25 protein-coding genes are annotated in these 22,828 nt (G+C 73.0%); 12 read left to right on the top strand and 13 right to left on the bottom strand.

Going from position 1 to position 22,828, the window contains the following annotated elements; translation table 11 throughout:
• Window positions 1-11 precede the first annotated feature (11 nt).
• Window positions 12-317 (bottom strand): SHOCT domain-containing protein, encoded by a 306-nt coding sequence (locus tag ABZ404_RS02145; protein ID WP_358837261.1) that lies wholly within the window; start codon window positions 315-317, stop codon window positions 12-14.
• Window positions 318-535: 218 nt separating this feature from the next.
• On the opposite strand from ABZ404_RS02145, the gene ABZ404_RS02150 reads away from it, so the two are divergent.
• The 4 genes from ABZ404_RS02150 to ABZ404_RS02165 are packed head-to-tail and all read left to right on the top strand — an operon-like array spanning window position 536 to window position 3,047.
• Window positions 536-1,114: a TetR/AcrR family transcriptional regulator gene (locus tag ABZ404_RS02150; RefSeq protein ID WP_358837262.1), complete on the top strand. Its 579-nt coding sequence runs from the start codon at window positions 536-538 to the stop codon at window positions 1,112-1,114.
• 34 nt (window positions 1,115-1,148) lie between these two features.
• A complete protein-coding gene (locus tag ABZ404_RS02155; RefSeq protein ID WP_358837263.1) occupies window positions 1,149-1,574 on the top strand; it encodes a cupin domain-containing protein in 426 nt (141 codons plus the stop codon).
• A 10-nt stretch (window positions 1,575-1,584) separates the two neighbouring features.
• Entirely contained in the window at window positions 1,585-2,154 is a 570-nt protein-coding gene (locus tag ABZ404_RS02160) for a DUF4865 family protein (RefSeq protein ID WP_358837264.1), read from the top strand.
• Complete coding sequence (locus ABZ404_RS02165) at window positions 2,151-3,047, top strand: phosphotriesterase (RefSeq protein ID WP_358837265.1); 897 nt, start codon at window positions 2,151-2,153, stop codon at window positions 3,045-3,047. Before ABZ404_RS02160 ends, ABZ404_RS02165 begins: the two co-directional genes overlap by 4 nt.
• Before the next feature lie 31 nt (window positions 3,048-3,078).
• Here ABZ404_RS02165 and ABZ404_RS02170 read toward each other — a convergent pair whose 3' ends face one another.
• Window positions 3,079-4,293 (bottom strand): ROK family protein, encoded by a 1,215-nt coding sequence (locus ABZ404_RS02170; RefSeq protein ID WP_358837266.1) that lies wholly within the window; start codon window positions 4,291-4,293, stop codon window positions 3,079-3,081.
• A 149-nt stretch (window positions 4,294-4,442) separates the two neighbouring features.
• On the opposite strand from ABZ404_RS02170, the gene ABZ404_RS02175 reads away from it, so the two are divergent.
• Both ABZ404_RS02175 and ABZ404_RS02180 read left to right on the top strand, forming a co-directional pair.
• Window positions 4,443-5,648 carry an MFS transporter gene (locus ABZ404_RS02175; protein WP_358990042.1) on the top strand — a complete coding sequence of 402 codons (1,206 nt, stop codon included), beginning with the start codon at window positions 4,443-4,445 and terminating at the stop codon, window positions 5,646-5,648.
• Window positions 5,649-5,825: 177 nt separating this feature from the next.
• Window positions 5,826-6,575, top strand: a complete 750-nt coding sequence (locus ABZ404_RS02180) for a maleylpyruvate isomerase family mycothiol-dependent enzyme (RefSeq protein WP_358834826.1) — start codon at window positions 5,826-5,828, stop codon at window positions 6,573-6,575.
• 59 nt (window positions 6,576-6,634) lie between these two features.
• Here the strand turns inward: ABZ404_RS02180 and ABZ404_RS02185 are convergent, their stop codons facing one another.
• Complete coding sequence (locus ABZ404_RS02185) at window positions 6,635-7,036, bottom strand: MarR family transcriptional regulator (RefSeq protein ID WP_358834825.1); 402 nt, start codon at window positions 7,034-7,036, stop codon at window positions 6,635-6,637.
• Between the two features lie 87 nt (window positions 7,037-7,123).
• Here ABZ404_RS02185 and ABZ404_RS02190 point away from each other — a divergent pair, with 87 nt between their 5' ends.
• On the top strand, window positions 7,124-8,611 hold the full coding sequence (locus tag ABZ404_RS02190; RefSeq protein WP_358834824.1) for an MFS transporter: 1,488 nt from the start codon (window positions 7,124-7,126) through the stop codon (window positions 8,609-8,611).
• 72 nt (window positions 8,612-8,683) lie between these two features.
• The gene (locus tag ABZ404_RS02195; protein WP_358834823.1) at window positions 8,684-8,971 is read left to right on the top strand and encodes a DUF6332 family protein; all 288 of its coding nucleotides are present in this window, start codon (window positions 8,684-8,686) and stop codon (window positions 8,969-8,971) included.
• Here the strand turns inward: ABZ404_RS02195 and ABZ404_RS02200 are convergent.
• The 3 genes from ABZ404_RS02200 to ABZ404_RS02210 are packed head-to-tail and all read right to left on the bottom strand — an operon-like array spanning window position 8,932 to window position 11,653.
• Window positions 8,932-9,597, bottom strand: coding sequence for a response regulator transcription factor (locus tag ABZ404_RS02200; RefSeq protein WP_358834822.1), 666 nt, complete (start codon window positions 9,595-9,597; stop codon window positions 8,932-8,934). The two genes, ABZ404_RS02195 and ABZ404_RS02200, sit on opposite strands and share 40 nt — an antisense overlap.
• Window positions 9,594-10,892 carry a sensor histidine kinase gene (locus ABZ404_RS02205; protein ID WP_358834821.1) on the bottom strand — a complete coding sequence of 433 codons (1,299 nt, stop codon included), beginning with the start codon at window positions 10,890-10,892 and terminating at the stop codon, window positions 9,594-9,596. The genes ABZ404_RS02200 and ABZ404_RS02205 overlap by 4 nt, the downstream gene beginning before the upstream one ends.
• 59 nt (window positions 10,893-10,951) lie before the next feature.
• A complete protein-coding gene (locus ABZ404_RS02210) occupies window positions 10,952-11,653 on the bottom strand; it encodes a TetR/AcrR family transcriptional regulator (RefSeq protein ID WP_358834820.1) in 702 nt (233 codons plus the stop codon).
• A gap of 258 nt (window positions 11,654-11,911) precedes the next feature.
• Here ABZ404_RS02210 and ABZ404_RS02215 point away from each other — a divergent pair, with 258 nt between their 5' ends.
• Window positions 11,912-12,367 (top strand): nitroreductase family deazaflavin-dependent oxidoreductase, encoded by a 456-nt coding sequence (locus tag ABZ404_RS02215; RefSeq protein WP_358834828.1) that lies wholly within the window; start codon window positions 11,912-11,914, stop codon window positions 12,365-12,367.
• Window positions 12,368-12,509: 142 nt separating this feature from the next.
• Here the strand turns inward: ABZ404_RS02215 and ABZ404_RS02220 are convergent, their stop codons facing one another.
• Entirely contained in the window at window positions 12,510-13,817 is a 1,308-nt protein-coding gene (locus ABZ404_RS02220) for a geranylgeranyl reductase family protein (protein ID WP_358834819.1), read from the bottom strand.
• Between the two features lie 164 nt (window positions 13,818-13,981).
• Between ABZ404_RS02220 and ABZ404_RS02225 the strand changes: the two genes are divergently transcribed.
• Window positions 13,982-15,346, top strand: coding sequence for a dipeptidase (locus ABZ404_RS02225; RefSeq protein ID WP_358834818.1), 1,365 nt, complete (start codon window positions 13,982-13,984; stop codon window positions 15,344-15,346).
• A 106-nt stretch (window positions 15,347-15,452) separates the two neighbouring features.
• Window positions 15,453-16,139, top strand: coding sequence for an MBL fold metallo-hydrolase (locus tag ABZ404_RS02230; RefSeq protein ID WP_358834817.1), 687 nt, complete (start codon window positions 15,453-15,455; stop codon window positions 16,137-16,139).
• 24 nt (window positions 16,140-16,163) lie between these two features.
• Here the strand turns inward: ABZ404_RS02230 and ABZ404_RS02235 are convergent, their stop codons facing one another.
• Window positions 16,164-17,201, bottom strand: coding sequence for an NUDIX domain-containing protein (locus tag ABZ404_RS02235; RefSeq protein WP_358834827.1), 1,038 nt, complete (start codon window positions 17,199-17,201; stop codon window positions 16,164-16,166).
• A 243-nt stretch (window positions 17,202-17,444) separates the two neighbouring features.
• On the opposite strand from ABZ404_RS02235, the gene ABZ404_RS02240 reads away from it, so the two are divergent.
• On the top strand, window positions 17,445-17,621 hold the full coding sequence (locus ABZ404_RS02240; protein ID WP_358834816.1) for a hypothetical protein: 177 nt from the start codon (window positions 17,445-17,447) through the stop codon (window positions 17,619-17,621).
• A 19-nt stretch (window positions 17,622-17,640) separates the two neighbouring features.
• Here ABZ404_RS02240 and ABZ404_RS02245 read toward each other — a convergent pair whose 3' ends face one another.
• The 5 genes from ABZ404_RS02245 to ABZ404_RS02265 all read right to left on the bottom strand — a co-directional run bounded on the left by ABZ404_RS02245 (window position 17,641) and on the right by ABZ404_RS02265 (window position 22,755).
• Complete coding sequence (locus ABZ404_RS02245; protein WP_358834815.1) at window positions 17,641-18,141, bottom strand: DUF3761 domain-containing protein; 501 nt, start codon at window positions 18,139-18,141, stop codon at window positions 17,641-17,643.
• 132 nt (window positions 18,142-18,273) lie between these two features.
• Window positions 18,274-19,197, bottom strand: coding sequence for a carbohydrate ABC transporter permease (locus ABZ404_RS02250; protein ID WP_358834814.1), 924 nt, complete (start codon window positions 19,195-19,197; stop codon window positions 18,274-18,276).
• A complete protein-coding gene (locus tag ABZ404_RS02255) occupies window positions 19,194-20,108 on the bottom strand; it encodes a sugar ABC transporter permease (protein ID WP_358834813.1) in 915 nt (304 codons plus the stop codon). The genes ABZ404_RS02250 and ABZ404_RS02255 overlap by 4 nt, the downstream gene beginning before the upstream one ends.
• A gap of 86 nt (window positions 20,109-20,194) precedes the next feature.
• Window positions 20,195-21,487 (bottom strand): ABC transporter substrate-binding protein, encoded by a 1,293-nt coding sequence (locus ABZ404_RS02260; RefSeq protein ID WP_358834812.1) that lies wholly within the window; start codon window positions 21,485-21,487, stop codon window positions 20,195-20,197.
• Between the two features lie 284 nt (window positions 21,488-21,771).
• Window positions 21,772-22,755, bottom strand: coding sequence for an ROK family protein (locus tag ABZ404_RS02265; RefSeq protein WP_358834811.1), 984 nt, complete (start codon window positions 22,753-22,755; stop codon window positions 21,772-21,774).
• Between the last annotated feature and the right edge of the window lie 73 nt (window positions 22,756-22,828).

The following is a 22,828-nucleotide window of genomic DNA, read 5'->3' on the forward strand; positions in this document are numbered from 1 at the left end:
GCGGCGCGGCGTCAGGCCGCACCGCTCTTGCGGCGGCCGAACTCCTCGTCCAGGACGGAGAGCCGGCGCCAGTACTCCTCCTCGTCGATCTCACCGGCGGCGAAGCGGCGGCCGAGCACGGCGAGCGGTGAACGCTCATCCAGCGGAGTCCGCTCGACGTAGCCGCGGGGGCCGCCGAAGGGCGGACGCCAGGGGCCGTGCCCGCCGCGCCGGACCGTGCGCCGCAGCAGGGTCACGACCGTGAGGGCCACCGCCGCCCAGACCACCGGGAAGAAGAGGATCCAGGGTCCGGGTCCGTCAAAGGCCAGGGTGTTCATCGTGATCGCTCCTCGGTAGGGAATGGGGCCGTGCTGCTTCCGAGCCTCCCGCCGAGAGCCGTCGCGCGCGTCGTACGGCCGGCGGCACCTGGCGTACCCCCCGGGGAGTAGACGGGGCCCGGACCGCTGCTCCACCGGACCGGCAGCCCCTTCACCCGCCCGGCCGCCACTCCACCCGTCCGGCCCAGGACCCGTCCCTGGATTCTGTACCTACTGGTATGTACAGTACGGTCATGAGCACCCCAGAGCGTCTGATCGAGGCCACCCGGGAGCTGCTGTGGGAGCGGGGCTATGTCGGCACCAGCCCCAAGGCGATCCAGCAGCAGGCGGGCGCGGGCCAGGGCAGCATGTACCACCACTTCACGGGCAAGCCCGACCTCGCGCTCGCCGCCATCCGGCGCACCGCCGAGGAACTGCGCGCGAGCGCCGAGGCCTCTTTCGGGGGCGAGGGCACCGCGTACGAGCGCGTCCGCGGCTATCTGCTGCGCGAGCGGGACGTCCTGCGGGGCTGTCCGGTGGGGCGGCTGACCATGGACCCGGACGTCCTGGCGAGCGAGGAGCTGCGCGCGCCCGTCACCGAGACGATCGAGTGGCTGCGCGGGAGGCTCGCCGCGATCGTCCAGGAGGGCCTGGACGCGGGCGAGTTCGCCGCTCCCCTGGTGCCCGAGGAGATCGCGGCGACGGTGGTCGCCACCGTCCAGGGCGGTTATGTCCTGGCCCGCGCGTCCGGTTCGCCCGCCGCCTTCGACGCGGGCGTGCGCGGACTGCTCGCCCTGCTCGCGCCCCGTACCGCCTGACGCCCGACCGCCCGTACCCCGCCGAGGAGCACCCATGCAGGTCACCCGTCAGCGTCCCGCCACCGTGCGCGGCCCGGCCGAGCACTTCACCGGCACGGTCCGGCTGGACGAGATCGCCGCGCCGCCGTCCCCGTCACGGCTGCCGATGTTCAGCGTCCACTTCGCCCCGGGCGCCCGCACCGCCTGGCACCGCCATCCGCACGGCCAGGTCCTCCACATCACCGAGGGCGAGGGCCTGGTGCGGCGCCGGGGCGGCCCCGTCGAGCCGGTCCGGGCGGGCGACACCGTCTGGATCGAGCCGGACGAGTGGCACTGGCACGGTGCCGCGCCGCACACGTTCATGACCCATCTCGCGGTCGTCGAGGCGGCGCCGGACGGCACCACCGTGGACTGGGACCGCCATGTCGCCGCCGACGCCTACCCGTCGACCCGTTCCTGCGTCCTGAGTCCTGAGTCCTGAGGAGGACGCCGTGCACGCGCTCCAGTACGAGATCACCCTGCCCGCCGACTACGACATGGACGTCATCCGCACCCGGGTCGCCACCCGGGGCCATCTCCTCGACGCCTTCCCCGGCCTGGGCCTGAAGGCATATCTGATCCGCGAACGCGGCGCCGGCTCCCCGGTGAACGCCTACGCGCCCTTCTACCTCTGGAACACCCCCGAGGGCATGAACTCCTTCCTCTGGGGCCCCGGCTTCCAGGGCGTCGTCGACGACTTCGGCCGCCCGGAGGTCCAGCACTGGATGGGCCTGTCGTACGAGGAGGGGACGGCGGCGGGGGCCGTGCCCCGCTCCGCGACGCGCGAGCGCCTCGCGATGCCGGAGGGCGTACGCCCCGCCGACTTCGTGGCCGGGCAGCTGGAACGGGCGGCCGGGGAGGGGACGGTGGCGAGCGCGGTGGCGGTCGACCCGCGCCGCTGGGAGCTGCTGCGCCTCACCCTCTGGGAGCAGGAGGCTCCGCGGGCGCCGGGCGACCGGTTCGAGGTGCTGCACCTGTCGGCGCCGGAGCGCGCCGGGCTGACCCGGGGACGGCACTGGTGAGCGGCGAAGTCCGTACCGTGCTCGGCGATGTGCCGGCCGGCCGGCTCGGTGTGGTGGACGCGCACGACCACCTGTTCATCCGCAGCCCGCTGCTGCCCGGCCAGGAGCTCGATGACCCCGAGGACGCGGCGGCCCGCCTCGCCGCCTTCCGCGACCTCGGCGGCGGCACGGTGGTGCAGTGGACGCCGTACGGAATGGGCCGCCGGGCGGACCGGCTCGCGGAGCTCTCCCGGCGGTCGGGGGTCCACGTCGTGGCCGCCACCGGGCTGCACCAGGCGGTCCACTACGCACCCGAGCTGCTCGACTCCGTACGCGACTCGCTCGCCGAGCTGTTCGTGCGCGAGATCACCGAGGGGGTGGCGGGCACGGACGGCGTGCGGGCGGGGCTGATCAAGGTGGCGGGCGGGTTCCACGGACTGGACGCGCACGCCCGGCTGACCCTGCGCGCCGCCGCCGAGGCCCAGCACCGCACGGGCGCGGCCGTCGCCGTGCACCTGGAGCTCGGCACGGGCGCCCTGGACGTACTCGACCTGCTCTGCGGGGAGTTCGGGGTCGCGCCGGACCGGGTGGTCCTCGGTCACCTCAACCGCTCCCCCGACTTCGCCGTCCACCGGCAGGCCGCCGCGGCGGGCGCCTACCTGGGCTTCGACGGGCCGTCGCGGGCCAACCACGCCACGGACTGGCGGATGCCCGAGGCGCTGGAGGCGCTCGCCGACGCGGGGTTCGCGGACCGGCTGCTGCTCGGCGGGGACACGGTGACCCCGGACACGCCGGGCATGGCGTATCTGCTGCGCCGGGTGCGTCCCCGGCTCGAACTCGCCCTGGGCGGGGAGCTGGTGGAGCGGGTGCTGGTGGAGAACCCGGCGAGGGCGTTCGCGCTGCGGACCCCGTAGGGGCGCGACCACGGACGGCGGCGGGGCGGTGTCAGCCCAGCGCCCGCAGCGGATCGTCCAGCACCGGCTGCCATGCCAACTCCGCCGCGCCCACCAGGCTGTTGTGGTCCAGCGAGCACGCCAGGATCGGCACGCCGCCGCTGCGGCCCCACAGGCTGCGGTCGGCGACGACCGCCCGCAGCCGGTCCGGGTCCGCCTCCAGCAGGGCCTTGTGCAGCCCGCCGAGGATGATCCGGTCGGGGTTGAGGATGTTGACGAGCCCGGCGAGGCCGAGGCCCAGGCGGTCGACGAGCTCCTCGGCGGCCCCGCGTACGGACACGTCCTCGTACTCCGTGCGCAGCAGCTCGCGGGACTGCGCCAGGAGCGAGACCTCGGGGCCGGGATCGCGGCCGGCCGCCGTCAGGAACGCGAGCGGGTCGGTCTCCACGTCGAGGCAGCCGCGCCCGCCGCAGTAGCAGGGGCGGCCCTCGGGGTTGACGGTGAGGTGGCCGACCTCCAGGGCCAGGCCCGAACTCCCGGTGTGCAGACGGCCGTCGAGGACGAGCGCGCCGCCGACGCCGCGGTGGCCGGTGGCCACGCACAGCAGGTGCTGGGCGCCGCGTCCGGCGCCGTGGCGGTGTTCGGCGAGGGCCGCGAGATTGACGTCGTTGCCGGTGAACGCGGGCCCCTCGATGCCCGCCGCCCGTACCTGCTCGGCGAAGATCTCGCGCACCGGCGACCCGGCCGGCCAGGCCAGGTGCAGCGGATTGAGCGCGGTGCCGTCGGGCTCGGCGACGGCCGAGGGCACGGCCAGGCCCGCCCCGACGCAGCGCAGCCCGCTGCCGCGCAGGAGTTCCGCGCCCGCCTCGACGACCTCGCCCAGCACCTGCGCCGGGTCGGCGGAGACGGTGACGCAGCCGGGGGCCGTGGCGACCGTCCGCCCGCCCAGGCCGACGAGCGCGGCGCGGAATCCGTCGGCGTGCACCTGGGCGGCGAGGGCCACCGGGCCCGCGTCGTTGACGGTGAGACGGTGCGAGGGGCGCCCCTGGGAACCGGCGGCGGCGCCGGGGCGGGAGTCGACCTGAATGAGGCCAAGGGCTTCGAGTTCGGCGGCGACCGCCCCGGCGGTGGCCCGGGTGACGCCCAGCTCGGCGGTGAGGACGGCGCGGGTGGGCGCGCGGCCGGTATGGACCAGTTCGAGCGCGGGTCCGAGTGCCCCGCGGCCCCGGTCCAGTCTCGTCCTGGTGTGCGTCGCCTTGCCGTTCATGGGGGCGAGTCTCCCATGATCCAGCACGGAGTCCTTCCCTCCGGCACCGGCTCCCGTTCACCCTCCGCTCACCCGCCGGCCGCCCCGGGGGCGGGGGCGGAGGGGGAAACGGGTTGTCCGCAAGGACCGTCGCCCCCTATCCTGAGTTTGTGCCGCTACTAAACAAAGTGCGGACGGCCCTCCCGGCAGGACCCGGCGCGCACACCCCCGCGCCCTCCCTGCCCCGCCTCCGCACCGCCCTGACCGTGTTCTTCGCCCTCGACGGATTCCTCTTCGCCGGCTGGGTGGTCCGTATCCCGGCCATCAAGCAGCAGACCGGCGCCTCGGCCGGTGACCTCGGCCTGGCCCTGCTCGGCGTCTCGGCGGGCGCCGTGGTGACGATGGTGCTCACCGGCCGGCTCTGCCGCCGCTTCGGCAGCCACCCCGTGACCGTGGCCTGCGCCGCGCTGATGGCCCTCGCCATCGCCCTTCCGGCACAGACGCACTCCGCGCTCTCGCTGGGCGCGGTCCTGCTGGTCTTCGGCGCCGCGTACGGCGGGATCAACGTCGCCATGAACAGTGCGGCCGTCGACCTGGTCGCCGCCCTGCGGCGCCCGGTGATGCCCAGCTTCCACGCCGCGTTCAGCCTCGGCGGGATGCTGGGCGCGGGCATCGGCGCGCTCGTCGCGGGCGGCCTCTCCCCCACCGCCCACCTGCTCGCCCTGACCGGCTTCGGCCTTCTGGTCACCGCCCTCGCGGGACCGGTCCTGCTCCACCACCCGGCCCCCGCGCACACCGCGACCCCGCACGCGCGGGGCCGTCGGCCCGACGGCCGGGCCCGCCGCCTGGTGCTCCTGTTCGGCGTGATCGCGCTGTGCACGGCGTACGGGGAGGGGGCGATGGCCGACTGGGGCACGCTCCACCTGGAGCAGGACCTCGACGCGGCCCCCGGCGTCGCCGCCCTCGGCTACTCCCTGTTCGCCCTGGCCATGACGGCGGGCCGGCTCAGCGGCACCTTCCTGCTCGAACGCCTCGGCCAGACCCGCGCGCTGGTCGCGGGGGGCATCACGGCCACGGCCGGGATGCTGCTCGGCGCGCTCGCGCCGACGGTGTGGCTCGCGCTCGCCGGGTTCGCGGTGATGGGCCTGGGCCTGGCCAACATCTTCCCGGTCGCGGTGGCGCGCGCGGGCGCGCTGGCCGGACCCGGCGGGGTCGCCGCCGCGTCCACCCTCGGCTACGGCGGCATGCTGCTGGGCCCGCCCGCGATCGGCTTCCTGGCCCAGTGGTCCTCACTGCCCGTGGCCCTGACGACGGTGGCCGCGCTGTCGGCGGCGGCGGCCCTGATCGCATACGGCTCACGCCACGCGACCGCGTGAGGGTGAGGGCCCGCGGCGCGGGGCTTCGCCGTGGGCGGCCGACGGCGGTAGCGGGACGGAGGGCGGCAGGACCCCGCCCCGAGGCTCCGGCGTCCGGCGGTCAACTCCCCCTCACCGGCGCCCCGGACCAAAAGAAATGATCAGCTCATCCGACCGCTTCCCTGGCAGAATTCCGCCATGGACACCCCTGACTTCATCGACACCCTCGACCGCGAGGGCCGGCTGCTGGCCCTGGCCGCCGGGGCGGCGGGCACCGGCGCGCCCGTGCCGACCTGCCCCGACTGGCAGGTGCGGGATCTGCTGCGGCACACCGGGACGGTGCACCGCTGGGCGACCGCGTACATCACCGAGGGCCACACCGACTTCCACCCCAGCGGCGCGGAGCCCGATCTCGACGGCCGGGAACTGCTCGACTGGTTCACCGAGGGCCACCGTTCCCTCGTCGACGCGCTGAGCGCGGCGCCCAAGGACCTGGAGTGCTGGCAGTTCATGCCCGCCCCGTCCCCGCTGGCGTTCTGGGCCCGCCGCCAGGCGCACGAGACGGCCGTCCACCGGGCGGACGCGGAGTCGGCCCGGGGCGGTGACCTCACCACGCCCGAGCCGGAGTTCGCCGTGGACGGCATCGACGAGCTCCTGCTCGCCTTCCACGGCCGGGAGAGGAGCCAGGTGCGCACCTCCACGCCCCGCACCCTGCGCATACGGGCGTCGGACGCGGACGCGGATGCCGTGTGGACGGTGCACCTGTCGGACGGGGTGCCGCGTACGGTCCGGGGCGCCGAAGGCCCCGCCGACTGCGAACTCAGCGGCTCCGCCTACGACCTGTATCTGACCCTGTGGAACCGGCTGCCGCTCTCCGCCGTCACCGTGACGGGCGACGCGTCGCTCGCCGGACTGTGGCGGGAGAAGTCCGCCATCACCTGGGGCTAGCTTGGGGGTTCGGGGTCACGGCGACGTCGGCCGTGACCCCGCCGCCGCACCCCCGGGTGTTACGCGAGCCGGTCCGCCAGCATCTTGGCGAGCACCGCGCGCTGGAGCGGCCGTACGTCGGTGTGCCGCGCCCGGCCCTTGTCCGTGATCATGACCCGGACGCCCCGCCGGTCCTCGCTGCACATCCCGCGCGTGACCAGGCCCTCCTTCTCCAGCCTGCCGATCAGGCGGGACAGGGCGCTCTGGCTCAGATGGACGCGCGAGGCGAGGTCCTGGACGCGGAACGCCGTACCGCCGTCCTCCGTACACCCCTCCACGAGCACGTCGAGCACCTCGAAGTCGCTCGCTCCGATCCCGTACGGATGCAGCTCGCGATCGAGCTCGCACGTCGTCCGCGCGTGCACCGCGAGGATGCCGCGCCACTCGTCCACGAGCCTGCGGTCGGACTTCTTGGCGGCCATGACCGCACGTTAGCAGAGATGACGCTCTTTGTTGCACCGGAATTAAATGCACTTGCATCCGATGCATGCGCATGTAGTCTGCTCCGCATGACCTCTCCGCTCAACGTCCAGTCCACTCAAGAGCGTTGGAGCCCGCGGCTGTGGGGCACCCTGCTGGTGCTCTGCGCCGCGATGTTCCTGGACGCGCTCGATGTCTCCATGGTCGGCGTCGCCCTGCCCTCGATCGCGTCCGACCTGGATCTCACCACCTCGACGCTCCAGTGGATCGTCAGCGGCTACATCCTCGGCTACGGCGGCCTGCTGCTCCTCGGCGGCCGGGCGGCCGACCTCCTCGGCCGCCGCCAGGTGTTCCTCATCGCGCTCGGCGTCTTCGCACTGGCCTCCCTGCTCGGCGGGCTCGTCGATTCGGGACCGCTGCTCATCGCCAGCCGCTTCATCAAGGGCCTCAGCGCGGCCTTCACCGCACCGGCCGGCCTGTCGATCATCACCACGACGTTCAAGGAGGGCCCGCAGCGCAACCGCGCGCTCTCCATCTACACCACCTGCGCCGCCACCGGCTTCTCGATGGGCCTGGTCCTGTCCGGTCTGCTCACCCAGCTGAGCTGGCGCTGGACCATGCTGCTCCCGGCGCCGGTCGCCGTGATCGCCCTGGTCGCTGGCCTCAAGCTCATCCCCCGCAGCCCCGGCGGCCAGGGCAAGCGCCACTACGACGTCCCCGGCGCCATCACCGGCACCGGCTCGATGCTGCTGCTCGTCTACACCGTCGTCCAGGCGCCCGAGGCCGGCTGGGCCTCCGCCCGTACGCTGCTGTCCTTCCTCGCCGTCGCCGTGCTGCTCACCGCGTTCGTACGGATCGAGCAGCGCACCGCGAGCCCGCTGATCCGGCTCGGCGTCCTGCGCTCCGGCACCCAGGTCCGCACCCAGCTGGGCGCCGCCGCCTTCTTCGGCTCCTACGTCGGCTTCCAGTTCATGGTGACCCAGTACATGCAGTCGGTGCTCCAGTGGACCGCGCTCCAGACCGCGCTGGCGTTCCTGCCCGCCGGTGTGCTGGTCGCCCTCTCCTCGACGAAGATCGGGTCGATCGTCGACCGCTTCGGCACCCCGCGCATCATCGCCATCGGCTTCGCGGCGCTGGTCCTGGCGTACGCCCTGTTCCTGCGCATCAGCCTCCACCCGCAGTACGCGGTGATCATCCTGCCGTCGATGCTGCTGCTCGGCGCGGCCTGCGCGCTCGTCTTCCCCTCGCTCAACATCCAGGCCACCACCGGCGTGGACGACAGCGAGCAGGGCATGGTCTCGGGTCTGCTCAACACCTCCATCCAGGTGGGCGGCGCGATCTTCCTGGCCGTGGTGACGGCCGTGATCACCGCGGGCGACCGGGGCGACTCGCCGCAGGACCTGCTCGACAGTTTCCGGCCGGGTCTGATGGTGGTGACGGGCATCGCGCTCGCCGGCCTCCTCATCACCCTGACCGGACTGCGCGCCAAGCCCGACCGGCAGACGCTGGTCGTGGCGGGATCGGCCCAGGAGCCGGCCGCCGCCCAGGAGCCCGCGAAGGTCGCCGTAGGCGACTGACGCCGCCACGGGGGAGGTGCGGCCGACGGGTGCTTCTTGCCCGTCGGCCGCATCTGTGCGAAGACTGCTCCCATGAACAACCGCAGCCAGGGCGAACGCGATGCCATCACTGTCGAGATCATGTATGCCGTGGTGACCGCCTCCGTGGTCGCGCTGCTCGCGTTCGGCGTGGTCGCCGGACCCGTCTTCCTCCTCGACCTGGGCCATCCGGCACGCGGATTGCTGCTGCTGGGCGGGGCGGCCGCCGCCGTGCTCGGCTTCGTCGCCAGGACCGCGCACGTCCTGTGGCACTTCTCGTACGCGGGCGACAGCATCCGCCGTCAGCCGAGCCAGCCCGGCCGGACCAGGCCCGACTCATAGGCCAGCACCACCAGTTGCGCCCGGTCGCGGGCGCCCAGTTTGACCATGGTGCGGCTGACGTGGGTCTTGGCGGTGAGCGGGCTCACGACCAGGCGGCGCGCGATCTCCTCGTTGGAGAGCCCGATCCCGACCAGGGCCATCACCTCCCGCTCCCGCTCGGTCAGGTCGCCCAGGCGCGCGGCCGTGGCCGGTTCCTTGGAGCGCGCGGCGAACTCGGCGATGAGCCGCCGCGTCACGCCCGGTGAGAGCAGCGCGTCCCCGTCCACCACCGCCCGCACCGCCCGCAGCAGTTCCTCCGGCTCGGTGTCCTTGACCAGGAAGCCGGAGGCTCCGGCGCGGATCGCCTCGAAGACGTACTCGTCGAGCTCGAACGTCGTCAGCATCACCACCCTCACCCCCTTCAGGCCGGCGTCGCCGGTGATCCGGCGGGTGGCGGCGAGCCCGTCGAGCAAGGGCATGCGGATGTCCATCAGGACGACGTCCGGCCGCACCTCGCGCACCAGGCGCACCGCCTCCTCGCCGTCGGCGGCCTCACCCGCGACCTCGATGTCCGGCTGGGCGGCGAGCAGCGCCCGGAACCCGGCCCGGACCAGGGACTGGTCGTCGGCGAGCAGTACGCGGATCACGGGGACTCCCTCGGTGCGGCGGGTGAGGTGGGTGCGGCGGTGGGGGTCAGCGGGAGGCGGGCGACCACCCGGAAGCCGCCGTCGGGGCGCGGGCCCGCCTCGATGGTGCCGCCGAGCGCGGCGGCCCGCTCCCGCATGCCGATCAGCCCGTTCCCGCTGCCGCCCGCGTCGCCGGAACCGGCCGGTCCGTCGTCGTCCACCCGCAGTTCGAGCACGTCCGGCGCGTATCCGAGCACCACGCGCGCGGTGCGGGAGCCGGAGTGGCGCACCACGTTGGTGAGCGCCTCCTGGACGATACGGAAAGCGGCGAGATCGGCCCCCGGCGGCAGGGTCCGGGGCGCGCCGGTGGTGGCGGTCGCGACGGCGAGCCCGGCCGCCGCCGCCTGTTCGACGAGCTCGGGCAGCCGGTCGAGGCCCGGCGCGGGCGAGCGGGGGGCCTCGCCCGGGGCGCGCAGGGTGTCGAGGACCTGGCGCACCTCGCCCAGCGCCTCCTTGCTGGCGGACTTGATGGTGGTCAGCGCGGTACGGGCCTGCTCCGGGTCGGAGTCGAGCAGCGCCAGGCCGACGCCCGCCTGGACGTTGATGACGGAGATGCTGTGCGCCAGCACGTCGTGCAGCTCGCGCGCGATCCGCAGCCGCTCCTCATCCGCGCGCCGCCGGTCGGCGGCGGCCCGCTCGGCTCCCGCCCTGGCCCACTGCTCCCGGCGTACGCGGGTGAGCTCGGCGATCGCCACGACGGCCAGGACCCAGGCGGCGGCGGCCAGTTCCTGCTCCCAGGGCGCGGGGCGGTCCCCGCTCGGGGGGAGCCATCGGTAGAGCCAGTGCGCGACCAGGACGTGGCCGAGCCAGAGCATGGCGACCGCCGACCAGGCGGCCCGGCGGTGCCCGGCCACGATCGCCGCGAAGCAGCCGACGGCCACCGCGAGGAAGACCGGCCCATACGGGTAGCCGGCGCCGAGGTAGACCAGGGCCCCGCCCGCCGCGCCGAACACGGCGGCCACGGGGTGGCGGCGGCGCGGGAGCAGCGCCGCGCAACTCGCCACGAGCAGCAGCCGGGCGAAGACGTCGAGGGAGGCGTGCCCGCTCTGATTGCGCGCGGCGACGGTGGACCCGCCCAGCACGACGGCGGTAAGGAGCAGGGTGGACGGCCAGGGCAGCCGTGAACGCCCCCGGGGGCCCGCTTCGCCGCCCTGCGCCAGGGCCCACTTCCGCGCCCAGGGCGGGAGCGGCGGCCCGTGCCCCGCCCAGGGGCGGTCGCCCGGCCCGGCCGGGCGCGGCGGCTGCTGCTCTTCCATACCGGCCACGCTAGCCCCGGGCACGCCGCCCGGGCGTCAGCCCGGCGGGGTGGTCGCGGCTACTCCCCGGGGAGTACCAGCCCCACCGAGGAGGCGAGCCCGGCGGCCGCGTGCGCGAAGAACGCGTCCCGTTCCTCGACGACGCGGTGGAACTGGCCGAACACCTCGAACGAGATCAGCCCGAAGAGCTGCGCCCACGCGGCGACCAGCGCGGGGCCTACCGCCGGGGGCAGCCCGGGCGCGAAGTCGGCCACCATCCGCTCGCCCTCGGCACGCAGTCCGGGCGCGGGCCGGGGGACGGCGATGCCCCGCCCCCGGTGGGCGTCGCGGACGATCCCGATGAGCACGAGCGCCACGCGCGAGGCGGGTCCGACGGTGGCCTGGGGCGCGGTGTAGCCGGGCACGGGCGAGCCGTAGATGAGCGCGTACTCGTGCGGGTGCGCCAGCGCCCACGCCCGTACGGCACGGCAGACGGCGACCCAGCGCTCGGCGGGGGCGTCGGTGGGCGCGGCCTGGGCGAACGCCCGCTCGGCGGCCTCGCCCACGGCGTCGTAGGCGTCGACGATCAACGCGGTGAGCAGGTCGTCGCGGCTCGGGAAGTAGCGGTAGAGGGCGGAGGAGACCATGCCCAGCTCGCGGGCGACGGCGCGCAGGGACAGCTTGGCGGCGCCCTCGGCGGCGAGCTGCTTTCTGGCCTCGTCCTTGATGGCGGCGGTGATCTCGGTACGCGCGCGGGCTCGGGCGCCCTGGACGGTGCTCATGGGGGTCATTCTGCCATGGGCGAGAGCGGTGCACCGGAATGAGAGCGGTGATCTGGCCGGGGTGCGGCGCACACATTCGAGAGCAGTGCTCTTGCTTTGGAGCGGTGCTTGCGTGCACACTGCTCTCAAGCGAGAGCAGTGCTCTCGAATCGGCACCCACACCCATATCCACGTCCCACCCGCACCCCACCCGCAGTCGCAGTCGCCGCCCCACCACACCCCCGAGGCCCACCACCCCAAGGAGTCCCGATGTCGTCGATGTCCAGCCCGCAGCCGTACTACCTGAAGGCCGGTCGCTTCGCCACGCGGCTGAACAGCGCCATCGGCTGGCTGGCCCGCCACGGGATGAGCCTCGCCGGAACCGCCGAGCTGTCGGTTCGCGGCCGCAAGAGCGGGCAGATGCAGCGCGTACCGGTCAACCCGCACACGTACGGGGGCGAGCGGTACCTCATCTCGGCGCGCGGGCACTCGCAGTGGGTCCGCAACATGCGGGCGGCCGGTGGGGGTGAACTGCGGGTGGGCCGCAAGGTCCGCGCCTTCACGGCCGTGGAGATCCAGGACGGCGAGAAGACGGCCGTTCTGCGCACCTATCTGGAGCGCTGGGGGTGGGAGGTGAACCAGTACTTCCAGGGCGTGACCGCGAAGTCGAGCGACGACGAGCTGCTCGCCGCCGCGCCCGACCACCCGGTCTTCCGCATCACCGTCGAGGCCTGAACGGGCCGCCCCGGCCCATCGGAACCGGTCAGGCGCCCCGGGTGCGACCTTTCGCGCCCCCGGCCCGGCCGCCTCGCGGACCGGACCCGGCCCACCGGCCGGGCCCGCCCCAGGGGCTCGCCACGTACGAGGCGGACTCGCCCTAGACCTTGTCCTCGGACGTGACGGCCTTCTCCTCCGGCTCGGCGACGGACTCCCGGGACGCCGCTCCCGCCCGGCCCTGGGCGCGGCGGTCCACCGCGTCCAGGAGGCGCCGCGCCATCGGGTGCGTACGCACCAGGCCCGCCAGCGTCGTCGTGCCCCGGGTGATGTCCGCGAACGCGCGCCAGGCCGGGCGGAAGCCGGTGATCGCGGCGTGGAACGCCGTCGGGCGCTTCTCGAAGAGCGCCAGCATCCGCCGGCCCACGCCCATCTCGACGCCGAGACCCGCCTTGATGGCGAAGGCGTAGTTCAGCGCCTGGCGGCGGGCGTCCACCGCGTCCTGCGCCTCCGCGATCCGCACCGCCCACTCCCCCGCGAGGCGACCCGAGCGCAGCGCGAACGAGATGCCCTCGCGGGTCCACGGCTCCAGCAGTCCCGCCGCGTCCCCGCACACCAGCACCCGCCCGCGCGACAGCGGCGAGTCGTCGCTGCGGCAGCGCGTCAGGTGCCCCGAGGAGATCGCGGGCTCGAAGCCGGCCAGGCCGAGGCGGCCGATGAAGTCCTCCAGGTACCGCTTGGTCCCGGCGCCCTCGCCCCGGGCCGAGATCACGCCGACCGTGAGGGTGTCGCCCTTGGGGAACACCCAGCCGTAACTCCCGGGCATCGGGCCCCAGTCGATGAGCACCCGGCCCGCCCAGTCCTCGGCGACCGTCGCCGGCACCGGGATCTCCGCCTCCAGGCCGAGGTCGACCTGGTCGAGCTTGACGCCGACGTGGGCTCCTATGCGGCTCGCGCTGCCGTCGGCCCCGACGACCGCGTGCGCCAGGACGGTCTCGCCGCCGGCCAGGACGACCGCCACGATGCGCCGGTCCGGCACGGCCGGGCCGTGCTGCTCGACGCGCTGGACGGTCACCCCCGTGCGCAGCTCGGCGCCCGCCTTCTGGGCGGACTCGACCAGCGCGGCGTCGAACTCCGGCCGGTTGATCAGGCCGAAGAGCATCTGCCGGGAGCGGCGGGTGCGCGTCAGCCGGCCGCCCAGGGAGAAGGTGACCGCGTGCACCCGCTCCTTCAGGGGCAGTTCGAAACCGGGCGGCAGGGCGTCCCGCGACGGTCCGATGATGCCGCCGCCGCATGTCTTGTAGCGGGGCAGCTCGGCCTTCTCCAGGAGGAGCACCCGCCGTCCCGCGACCGCCGCCGCGTAGGCCGCCGAGGCACCCGCCGGTCCGGCGCCGACCACGACGACATCCCACACGGACGACTCCTGCGGCTCCTCCGGCTGTGTCCCGGCATCTGCGTTCTCGCTGCTCACGATGGGCTTCTGCTCCTGATCCGACCCGTGGTCAAGCTGACGACGGCATCCTACGGCGCGGTAGGGCCTGTCCACCCTGTGGGAGGATCGGCTCTACCTTCGTCATACATTCACGTGCACTTGCGTACACGTACTCCAACGTCGCACCCACGAGGAGCGTGCCCATGACCGCGAATCCGATCGCCGAGACCGTCGCCTCACTGATGCCCCGCGCGCAGGCGGAGCTCACGGAACTGGTGGCGTTCCAGTCGGTGGCGGACGAGGCGGTGGCACCCAGGAGCGAGTGCGAGGCGGCCGCGGCGTGGGTGGCCGGGGCACTGCGCGACGAGGGCTTCCAGGACGTGGCCCTGCTCGACACCCCGGACGGCTCCCAGTCGGTCTACGGCTTCCTGCCCGGCCCCGCGGGCGCGCCCACCGTCCTTCTGTACGCGCACTACGACGTCCAGCCGATGCTGGACGAGTCCGCCTGGCTGAGCCCGCCGTTCGAGCTGACCGAGCGCGACGGCCGCTGGTACGGGCGCGGGGCCGCCGACTGCAAGGGCGGCTTCATCATGCATCTGCTGGCGCTGCGCGCCCTGAAGGCGAACGGCGGCGTCCCGGTCTCCGTGAAGGTGATCGTCGAGGGCTCCGAGGAGCAGGGCAGCGGCGGTCTGGAGCGGTACGCCGAGGCGCACCCCGCGCTGCTTGCGGCCGACGCGATCGTCATCGGCGACACGGGCAACTTCCGGGTCGGTCTGCCGACGGTCACCGCGACGCTGCGCGGGATGACGATGATCCGGGTGCGGATCGACACGCTCGAAGGCAACCTGCACTCGGGGCAGTTCGGCGGCGCGGCCCCCGACGCGCTGGCCGCGCTCATCCGCGTACTGGACTCGCTGCGGGACGAGAACGGGCAGACGGTCGTCGAGGGGCTGTCGTCCGGCGCCGCGTGGGAGGGGCTGCAGTACCCGGAGGAGGAGTTCCGCAAGGACGCCAAGGTCCTGGACGGGGTGGGGCTGCCCGGCACGGGCACGGTGGCGGACCGCATCTGGGCGCGTCCGGCCGTCACGGTGATCGGGATCGACTGCCACCCGGTGGCGGGCGCGACCCCGTCGATCCCGGCGAGCGCGCGGGCGCAGATCAGCCTGCGGGTGCCGCCGGGCGTGGACGCCGCGGAGGCGACCCAGCTGCTGTTCGCCCACATCGAGAAGCACACGCCGTGGAACGCGCGTGTCTCCTTCGAGCAGGTCGGCCAGGGCCAGCCGTTCCGCGCGGACATCACCAGCCCGGCGTACACCTCGATGGCCGACGCGATGCGGATCGCGTACCCGGGCGAGGAGATGCAGTCCTCGGGCATGGGCGGCTCGATCCCGCTCTGCAACACCCTGGCCGCGCTCTACCCCAAGGCGGAGATCCTGCTGATCGGGCTGAGCGAGCCGGAGGCGCAGATCCACGCCGTGAACGAGAGCGTCTCCCCGCGGGAGCTGGAGCGGCTCTCGGTGGCGGAGGCGCACTTCCTGCTCAACTACGCCCGCGCCCAGCAGTCCTGACGGTCCGTGGCGTCACGCCCCCGGCCGGGGGGTGTGACGCTCTGGGCGGAATCGCGCAGAGCGTAGATCCGCCCGGCGGGCGCCCGCGCCGCCGTACGGTCGCGGCATGGATCTCGTACGGGTCACTCCCGAACTGCACATGTTCCGCTTCCCCATCGGCCAGGCCTACCTGTGGTCCGACGGGGACGGGCTGACGCTGGTGGACGCGGGCGACATCAACGCCGCGGCCCCCATGGAGAAGGCGATACGCGGCCTCGGCCTCGATCCGGCGGCGCTCCGCCGGATCGTGGTCACCCACGGCCACCGGGACCACTACGGCGCGGCCGAGGAGCTGGCCGTCCGGTACGGGGCCGAGGTGATCGCGCACCGGCTGGACGCGCCGGTGATCCGGGGCGAGGTCCCGGTGCCCGAGCCCGATCTGCTCGACTGGGAACTCCCCCTGTACGAGCACGGGCTGACGGTTCCCGAGGCGCCGCCGACGCGGGTCGACCGCGAGGTCGAGGACGGTGAGGTGCTCGACTTCGGCGGCGGCGCGGTGGTGGTCCACTCCCCCGGTCACACCGACGGTTCGATCGGTGTCCATCTGCCGCGCCACGGCGTGCTGTTCACGGGTGACTGCGTGGCCGGGGTCGGCCAGGTGATGCTCGGCGTCTTCAACGTGGACCGGGCCCGCGCCCGGGACTCCTTCCGCCGTCTCGCCTCGCTCGCCCCGTCGGTGGCGTGCTTCGGGCACGGGGACCCGCTGACGCGGGACGCGGCGAGGGTGCTGCGCGAGACGGCGGACCAGGACTGACGGGCGCGGCCCGGACCCGGGCGCTCAGCCCACCGGCACCCCCGCCTCCAGGTTGAGCACGGTGGACTTCTCCCGGGCCCGCAGCGCCCAGCGCAGCCGTTCGTAGCGGGCGGGCGGCAGCAGCCGGGACGCCTCCTCCTCGCCGACGAAGCGCCAGTCCCGCAGTTCGGAGCCCGGCAGCAGGACCTGTCCGGCCCCGGCGCTGTCGAGCCGGCCGCCGTCGAAGAGCAGCCGCAGCCCTCCGTAGCCCGGCGGGGCGGGCGGCTCCCAGTCGACGACCAGGAGGCGGGGCACCCGGTCGAGCCGTATCCCTATCTCCTCCTCGACCTCGCGCATGCCCGCCCGCGCGGGTGCCTCACCGCGTTCCACGACGCCGCCGGGGAACTCCCAGCCCGGCTTGTACGTCGGGTCCACCAGGAGCACCCGGTCGCTCTCGTCGAAGAGCAGCACCCCGGCGGCGAGCGTCTCGGCGGTCGGCTCGGGGGTCTGGACGATCTCGCTGACGGGCGCGGCGTCCGTGCGGACGGCCTCGGCGACGCGCTCGGCGGTCTCGCGCGGGGTGAGGGCGCCGTTGTCGACGGCGTGGGCGTCCCGGGTGAGCCAGCCGAGGGCCGTCCGGTAGGGCTCGATGTGTTCGTACGCCCACTGGCGGCAGCGCTCGCTCGCCTCGGGGTCGTCGGGGACGTCGACCCGGGCGGCGATCCGGCCGCGCAGGATCGTTTCCTCGGGTGTCAGGAGCACATGCCGCACCGGTATGCGACGGGAGGCGAGGCCACCGAAGATCTCATCGCGGTACTCCTGCCGCAGCAGTGTCATGGGCACCACGAGCACCCCGCCGACCTCGGCGAGCAGCGCGGCCGCGCCGTCCACCACCAGCCGCCGCCAGCTGGGCAGGTCCTGGTAGTCACCGACCTCCGCGAGGCGCTTCTGCGGGAGCAGGTGCTTCAGGACGGCGCCGATCACCTCGGGGTCGTACAACGTGCTGTTCGGGATCAGGTCGACCAGTTCGCGCGCGGTGCTGGTCTTGCCCGCGCCGAACGCACCGTTGATCCAGACGATCACGGTTTCCCCCTCTTCCATAGCACCCAGTGGATTGCCCGCAACAGGGTGCCACGGAATCGCCGGGGCGGAACCGGGCGACCTGATCTTGTACACAACTGTGGCGCCCTTGTTGCAGATCCACCCGGGCCTTTCCGGCCGCCCACCGCGTCCTTGTCCCCGGGCACCGGCCACGGGGGGCCGTAACGCATCCGAGAAGAACCTCGTTGTGCGAGTGCCGGAAGAGAGTGAGGGGGTGCGGCGGACATGCGTCGTACGGTGCTGGAGCGCTTTCCCGCGGGCGGCCCGCGCGGCAGCTGGCCCGCCGAGGAGTTCGCGCGCGACCGCCGCGACGAGGGCGTGCCGGCGGAGGTCGTGATGGACCTGGAGACGGACACGTTCCTGGTGGTCGTCCGCCAGTACACCCCGGAGCCCGCCCACTGACCTCCGCCCGCCCGGGCGGCTACCGGTAGAAGACCGCGACGCCCCGGTGGTGGGAGCAGGCTCCCCGGTGGTGGGCCGCGAACGAGTACGTACCGTCGTTGCAGAGAGCGGTGGCACCGCCGTGGTCGTCACCGCCCCCGCCGCTGTCCCCGTCACCGCCGGAATCGTCGGAGCCGTCCGACCCGCCGGAGCTGCCGGACGTGCCGGACCCGCCGGACGGATCGGAGCCGGTCCCGACGCCGGAGCCGTCGGACACGCTCCCTCCCTCCGTTCCGTCACTGCCCGGTGTCACATCCGGCGACAGCGGCGGGGCCGGCTCGGAGGGGGTGGGCGTCGGAGTAGGGGTGGGCGTCGGGCTCTCGGTGGTGGCGCTGGGGATCGGGGACTGCGACGACTGGCTGGGAACGACCGTCCGACCGGCCTTGCCGTCCCCGGAGTCACCCCCTCCGCAGCCGGTCAGCGCGAGCGCGGCGGCCGCGACCCATGCGGCCGCGAGGGTGGAGGTACGTGCGTGCTTCATGTGGCCCCCCTGGGCGGTGAGAGGGCCATCTCATCGCCACGGAGAGTCGCGGGTGAGGGGAGTTGCGTATTCGTTACCGCATGGTTTCGGCCGCTTGCCCGACACTTGTTCGCTTCTGTGGGGACCCGTCGGCTACCCCTTGCTGGATCCCAGCGTCAGGCCCGCGATGAAGTGCCTCTGGAGCAGCAGGAACACCAGCAGGGTCGGCAGGGCCACGATGACCGAGCCCGCCGCCAGCAGGTTGTAGTCCGTGAAGAACTGGCCGCGCAGGTTGTTCAGGGCCGAGGTGACCGGGAGTTTGTCGCCGTCGGACATGAACACCAGGGCCCACAGGAAGTCGTTGTACATCCAGGTGAACTGGAGCGTGGCCAGGGCCGCCAGGGCCGGGCGGCACAGGGGCAGGGTGATCCGCCAGTACTGGGTCCACACGCCGGCGCCGTCGACGATCGCCGCCTCCAGGATCTCCTGCGGGAGCGTGCGCATGAAGTTGGCCAGGACGAAGACGCAGAAGCCGATCTGGAAGCCGATGTGAACGAGGATGACGGCCCAGTACGAGTCGAACATCGTCATCGAGTCGGACATCCGGTACGGCAGCGGGACGCGGTTGAACAGGACGTACAGCGGGGTGACGATCACCTGTTGGGGCAGCAGGTTGCCCGCCGTGAACAGCATCAGGAGCAGGATGCCGCCGCGCAGCTTGAGGCGGGAGACGGCGAAGGCCACGAACGAGGCCAGGAACAGCGTCACCAGCACCCCGGGCACCGCGATGATCAGCGTGTTGACGAAGTACTTCGTCATCCCGGAGTCGCTGAAGGCCTGGGTGTAGTAGGCGAAGGAGAGGTGCTTGGGGAGGGAGAAGTAGCCGTACTCCGACGTCTCCTCGTAGGGGCGCAGAGAGGCGTAGACCGCGAGCAGCAGCGGGGCGAGGAACGCCAGCGAGACGGTCATCAGGAAGGCGTGCACGCCCAGGCGGCCGGGCCGGACGCGGCGGCGCCGGGGCGGGGGCGGCGCGGGCGGGGCGGTGGCGGGGGCGAGGGGCGCGGTGTCCACGGTCATCGGGTCTTCTCCCCTCGGATCTCCTGCACCAGGTACGTCACGACGAACCCGAGGGAGACGGTCAGCAGCACGACGGCGATGGCGGAGCCGAAGCCGATGCGCGCGGCCTCGCCGATGATGTTGTCGGTGACGAGCACGGAGAGCACTTCGAGTCCGTTACGGCCGTGGTTGACCGCGTACACGATGTCGAAGGCGCGCAGCGACTCGATGACGGTGATCACGCCGACGATCACGTTGACCGGGCGCAGGGTCGGCAGCACGACCCGGAAGAACGTCTGGGCCTCGCCGGCCCCGTCGATCGCCGCGGCCTCCTTGAGCGTGGGGTCGACGGCCTTGAGGCCCGCCAGGTAGAGGATCATGACGTAACCGGTGTGCCGCCAGGCCGCCGCCAGCAGGATCATCCAGATGTTGAGGTCCGGGTCGCCCAGCCAGTCGGTCGGGTTCTGCCGGTCGCCGACGAGCGCGTTGAGCGCACCCTGGTCGCGGGAGAAGACCAGTTGGGCGATGAAGCCGACGACGGCGAGCGAGAGCACCACCGGCATGTAGAGCGTCGACTGGTAGAAGCGGCTGAAGCGGACGCCCCGGTCGATCAGCACCGCGAGCAGCAGCCCGAACGGCACGGCGACGAAGCCGAGGAAGGCCAGCCACATCAGGTTGTGGCGGACGGCGGGCCAGAACGGCGGGTAGTTGGTGAAGACGTCGGTGTAGTTGTCCGTACCGACCCATCTGATGTCGCCGATCCCGTCCCAGCTGGTGAAGGAGAGGACGACGGAGGCGAGGGTCGGGCCCCACACGATGGCGAGGTCGAGCAGGACGGGTATGCCCAGCAGCACGCCGAGGACGGCGAGGTCGCGTGCGGTGAACCGCCGCGGTCCTCGTCGTCCGGCGCGCCGTGCGGAGGTGAGCGACACGGCTGAGTACTCCAAGTCGGTGCGGAGGCGGTCCGGTTGGCGGGCGGGGGGGCCGGACGGGCGGGCCGGACGGCCGGGGGCCCGCGTCAGTCCGCGGCGAAGATCGACTTCCGCTGCCGCTCGATGTCGTTGACCAGCCCGTCCACGTCGTTCGGATTGCCGATGAACCGCTGGAGCGCCGGGATCATCACGGTGGAGGAGAAGTCCGGCCGGGTGTCGCGGTCCATGAACTGCGAGATCTGCTTGGCGCCGGAGATGAGCTCGACCGACTTCTTCTGGAGCGCGCTGTACTGGGAGGTGTCGGCCCCGCTGTTGACCGCGATGTTGTTGGGGTCACTGGCGAGGTAGATGTTCTCCGCCGCGGGGGTCGCCAGCCACTTCAGGAGGTCCTTGGCACTCTCCATGTTCTTGGCGTTCTTGAGACTCTTGGCGTTCTTGGCGAGCAGGAACCCGTCGATGGGCGCCTCGACCGCGTCCAGACCGTGCTCGGGGTTGATGACCGGGAAGGGGAAGAAGTCGAGGTCGCCCTGTTCGGAGACCGGGAACTGCTGTCCCGCGTGGGGCAGCCCGAACACCGCCATCCCCGCCTGCTTCTTCTGGAGGCTCTGCGCGGCCTCCTGCCAGGTGCGACCGTTGGCACCCTTCTGGCAGTACGGCAGGATCCGGCGCCAGGTGTCGAAGACCTCCTTGACGCGCTTGTCCGTCCACGCCTCCTTGCCGGCCATCAGATCGCGGTGGAAGTCGTACCCGTTGGTGCGCATGTTGAGGTAGTCGAAGGTGCCCATCACGGGCCAGCCGTCCTTGTCGCAGAACGCGATCGGTACGAGCTTGTCCTTCCGCATCTGCCGGGCGAGCGCGACGTACTCGTCGAGGGTCCGGGGCGCCTGGTAGCCGTGCTGCTGGAACACGCTCTTACGGTGGAAGACGGCCCACGGATAGTAGTAGTACGGCGTGAGGTACTGCTTGCCGTCCTCGCCCGTCGACTGCGCCTTCAGCGCGGGCGAGAAGCCCTGGAATCCCTGCCACAGGTCGCTGATGTCGTGCAGCAGCCCCTTCTTCGCGAAGAACTGCATGCGGTTGCCTGCGAACCACATGAACACGTCGTCGGGCTTGCCCTGGAGATAGCGGTTGATGTTCTCCTGGAAGCTGTTGTGGTCGACGGTGTTGACCTTGACCTTGCGGCCTTCCCCGGACTGCTTCGCATACGCCGCGAAGGCCTCCCCGAAGGCCTTCTTCGGCACCGCGTCCGAGGAGTTGGAGCCCAGCCGGATCGTCTTGGCGTCGCCCCCGGGCCCGCTGTCGCAGGCGGACAGCAGCGAGGGGAGGGTGACCGCCCCGGCGCCGAACGCGGCGCTGCGGAGAAGACTCCGCCGGGACATCCGATGTCCCGCCACGCTCCCGGGCACCGCAGGACCTCTGAACGATGACTGTGCCATGTCCCCCTCCTCCGGGGTGTAACCCAACACAACCGAACGCGTGGCTTGGATCACACCCCCAACCGAAGGGGACGTCAAGGGTTCTGACGGGATTTCGAACAACCGTTACGCGTTCTGTTCCAACAGACTCCAACAAGCTCTACCGCAAATGCGCGCGTCAGCAGAAGCGAGGAACGGGGCGGCGAATCGGTTCATCCGTCCTGGAAGCGGAGGAAGGTGATGAGGAGTCACCTTCCAGCCCGCACCGCCCGGCGAGCAGTCGTCGGAGCGCTGGTCGCCGGAGCCCCGGCAGCCGCGGCCGCGGCCGCAGCGCCGACCAGACCGGCGTCCGTGCCCATCAGGGCGGGGGCGACCTTCAGGCCCTGGACGAAGGAGAGGGTGGCGTAGTCGTGCAGGGCGCGGCGCAGCGGGTCGAAGAGGACGTCGCCCGCCCCGGCCACTCCCCCGCCGATCACGGCGATCTCGATCTCCGTCAGGGTGGCGGTCGCCGCGATGCCGGCCGCGAGCGCCTGGGCGGCCCGCTCGAACGAGGCGAGCGCGACCGGGTGCCCGGCGCGCGCCGCGGCGGCCACGGCGGCGGCCGAGGCGTCGCCGTCCGGTCCCGGCGTCCAGCCGTTCTCCCGGGCCCGGCGGGCGATGTTGGGGCCGCTGGCGATGCGCTCCACACAGCCGCGCGCCCCGCACGGGCAGGGGTCGCCGTCGAGCTCGACGCTGATGTGACCGATGTGACCGGCGTTACCGGTGCGGCCCGCGTGGAGCCGGCCGCCGAGGACCAGACCGCCGCCCACCCCGGTGGAGACGACCATGCACAGGGCGTTGTCGTAGCCGCGGGCCGCGCCCAGCCAGTGTTCGGCCGCGGTCATCGCCACCCCGTCGCCGACGAGCTCGACGGGCAGCCCGCCGGTCGCCGCCCGCACCCGCTCCACCAGCGGGAACCCCCGCCAGCCGGGGATGTTGACCGGGCTGACCGTCCCCGTGGACGCGTCGACCGGGCCCGCGCTGCCGACCCCCAGCACCCCCACCCGTCCCCACAGTGCGGATCCGGCCAGCTCCGCGAGGACCTCGTCCACGGCCCGCGCCACCGTCTCGCCGTCCTCCCGCGCGGGGGTCGCCCGCCGGGTCCGTACGACCAGTCGGCCTTCGGCGTCCACCAGCGCTCCGGCGATCTTGGTGCCGCCGATGTCGAGCGCGGCGACGAGGTCGGTCTGCATCGGTGTCGGATCTCCTGGTGGGCGAGGGTGTCGAGCCGGTCGGATGAACAGTCTCCATTCACCTGACAACGTT

It is taken from the genome of Streptomyces sp. NPDC005878 (assembly GCF_040629815.1).
Lineage (GTDB): Bacteria > Actinomycetota > Actinomycetes > Streptomycetales > Streptomycetaceae > Streptomyces.

Excerpts from the sequence above, each read along its gene's own strand:
- ABZ404_RS02145 (WP_358837261.1), bottom strand. The coding sequence starts at position 317 with ATGAACACCCTGGCCTTTGACGGACCCGGACCCTGGATCCTCTTCTTC.
- ABZ404_RS02150 (WP_358837262.1), top strand. The coding sequence starts at position 536 with ATGTACAGTACGGTCATGAGCACCCCAGAGCGTCTGATCGAGGCCACC.
- ABZ404_RS02155 (WP_358837263.1), top strand. The coding sequence starts at position 1,149 with ATGCAGGTCACCCGTCAGCGTCCCGCCACCGTGCGCGGCCCGGCCGAG.
- ABZ404_RS02170 (WP_358837266.1), bottom strand. The coding sequence starts at position 4,293 with ATGAACGGCAAGGCGACGCACACCAGGACGAGACTGGACCGGGGCCGC.
- ABZ404_RS02180 (WP_358834826.1), top strand. The coding sequence starts at position 5,826 with ATGGACACCCCTGACTTCATCGACACCCTCGACCGCGAGGGCCGGCTG.
- ABZ404_RS02185 (WP_358834825.1), bottom strand. The coding sequence starts at position 7,036 with ATGGCCGCCAAGAAGTCCGACCGCAGGCTCGTGGACGAGTGGCGCGGC.
- ABZ404_RS02190 (WP_358834824.1), top strand. The coding sequence starts at position 7,124 with ATGACCTCTCCGCTCAACGTCCAGTCCACTCAAGAGCGTTGGAGCCCG.
- ABZ404_RS02195 (WP_358834823.1), top strand. The coding sequence starts at position 8,684 with ATGAACAACCGCAGCCAGGGCGAACGCGATGCCATCACTGTCGAGATC.
- ABZ404_RS02205 (WP_358834821.1), bottom strand. The coding sequence starts at position 10,892 with ATGGAAGAGCAGCAGCCGCCGCGCCCGGCCGGGCCGGGCGACCGCCCC.
- ABZ404_RS02210 (WP_358834820.1), bottom strand. The coding sequence starts at position 11,653 with ATGAGCACCGTCCAGGGCGCCCGAGCCCGCGCGCGTACCGAGATCACC.
- ABZ404_RS02215 (WP_358834828.1), top strand. The coding sequence starts at position 11,912 with ATGTCCAGCCCGCAGCCGTACTACCTGAAGGCCGGTCGCTTCGCCACG.
- ABZ404_RS02225 (WP_358834818.1), top strand. The coding sequence starts at position 13,982 with ATGACCGCGAATCCGATCGCCGAGACCGTCGCCTCACTGATGCCCCGC.
- ABZ404_RS02230 (WP_358834817.1), top strand. The coding sequence starts at position 15,453 with ATGGATCTCGTACGGGTCACTCCCGAACTGCACATGTTCCGCTTCCCC.
- ABZ404_RS02240 (WP_358834816.1), top strand. The coding sequence starts at position 17,445 with ATGCGTCGTACGGTGCTGGAGCGCTTTCCCGCGGGCGGCCCGCGCGGC.
- ABZ404_RS02245 (WP_358834815.1), bottom strand. The coding sequence starts at position 18,141 with ATGAAGCACGCACGTACCTCCACCCTCGCGGCCGCATGGGTCGCGGCC.
- ABZ404_RS02250 (WP_358834814.1), bottom strand. The coding sequence starts at position 19,197 with ATGACCGTGGACACCGCGCCCCTCGCCCCCGCCACCGCCCCGCCCGCG.
- ABZ404_RS02260 (WP_358834812.1), bottom strand. The coding sequence starts at position 21,487 with ATGTCCCGGCGGAGTCTTCTCCGCAGCGCCGCGTTCGGCGCCGGGGCG.
- ABZ404_RS02265 (WP_358834811.1), bottom strand. The coding sequence starts at position 22,755 with ATGCAGACCGACCTCGTCGCCGCGCTCGACATCGGCGGCACCAAGATC.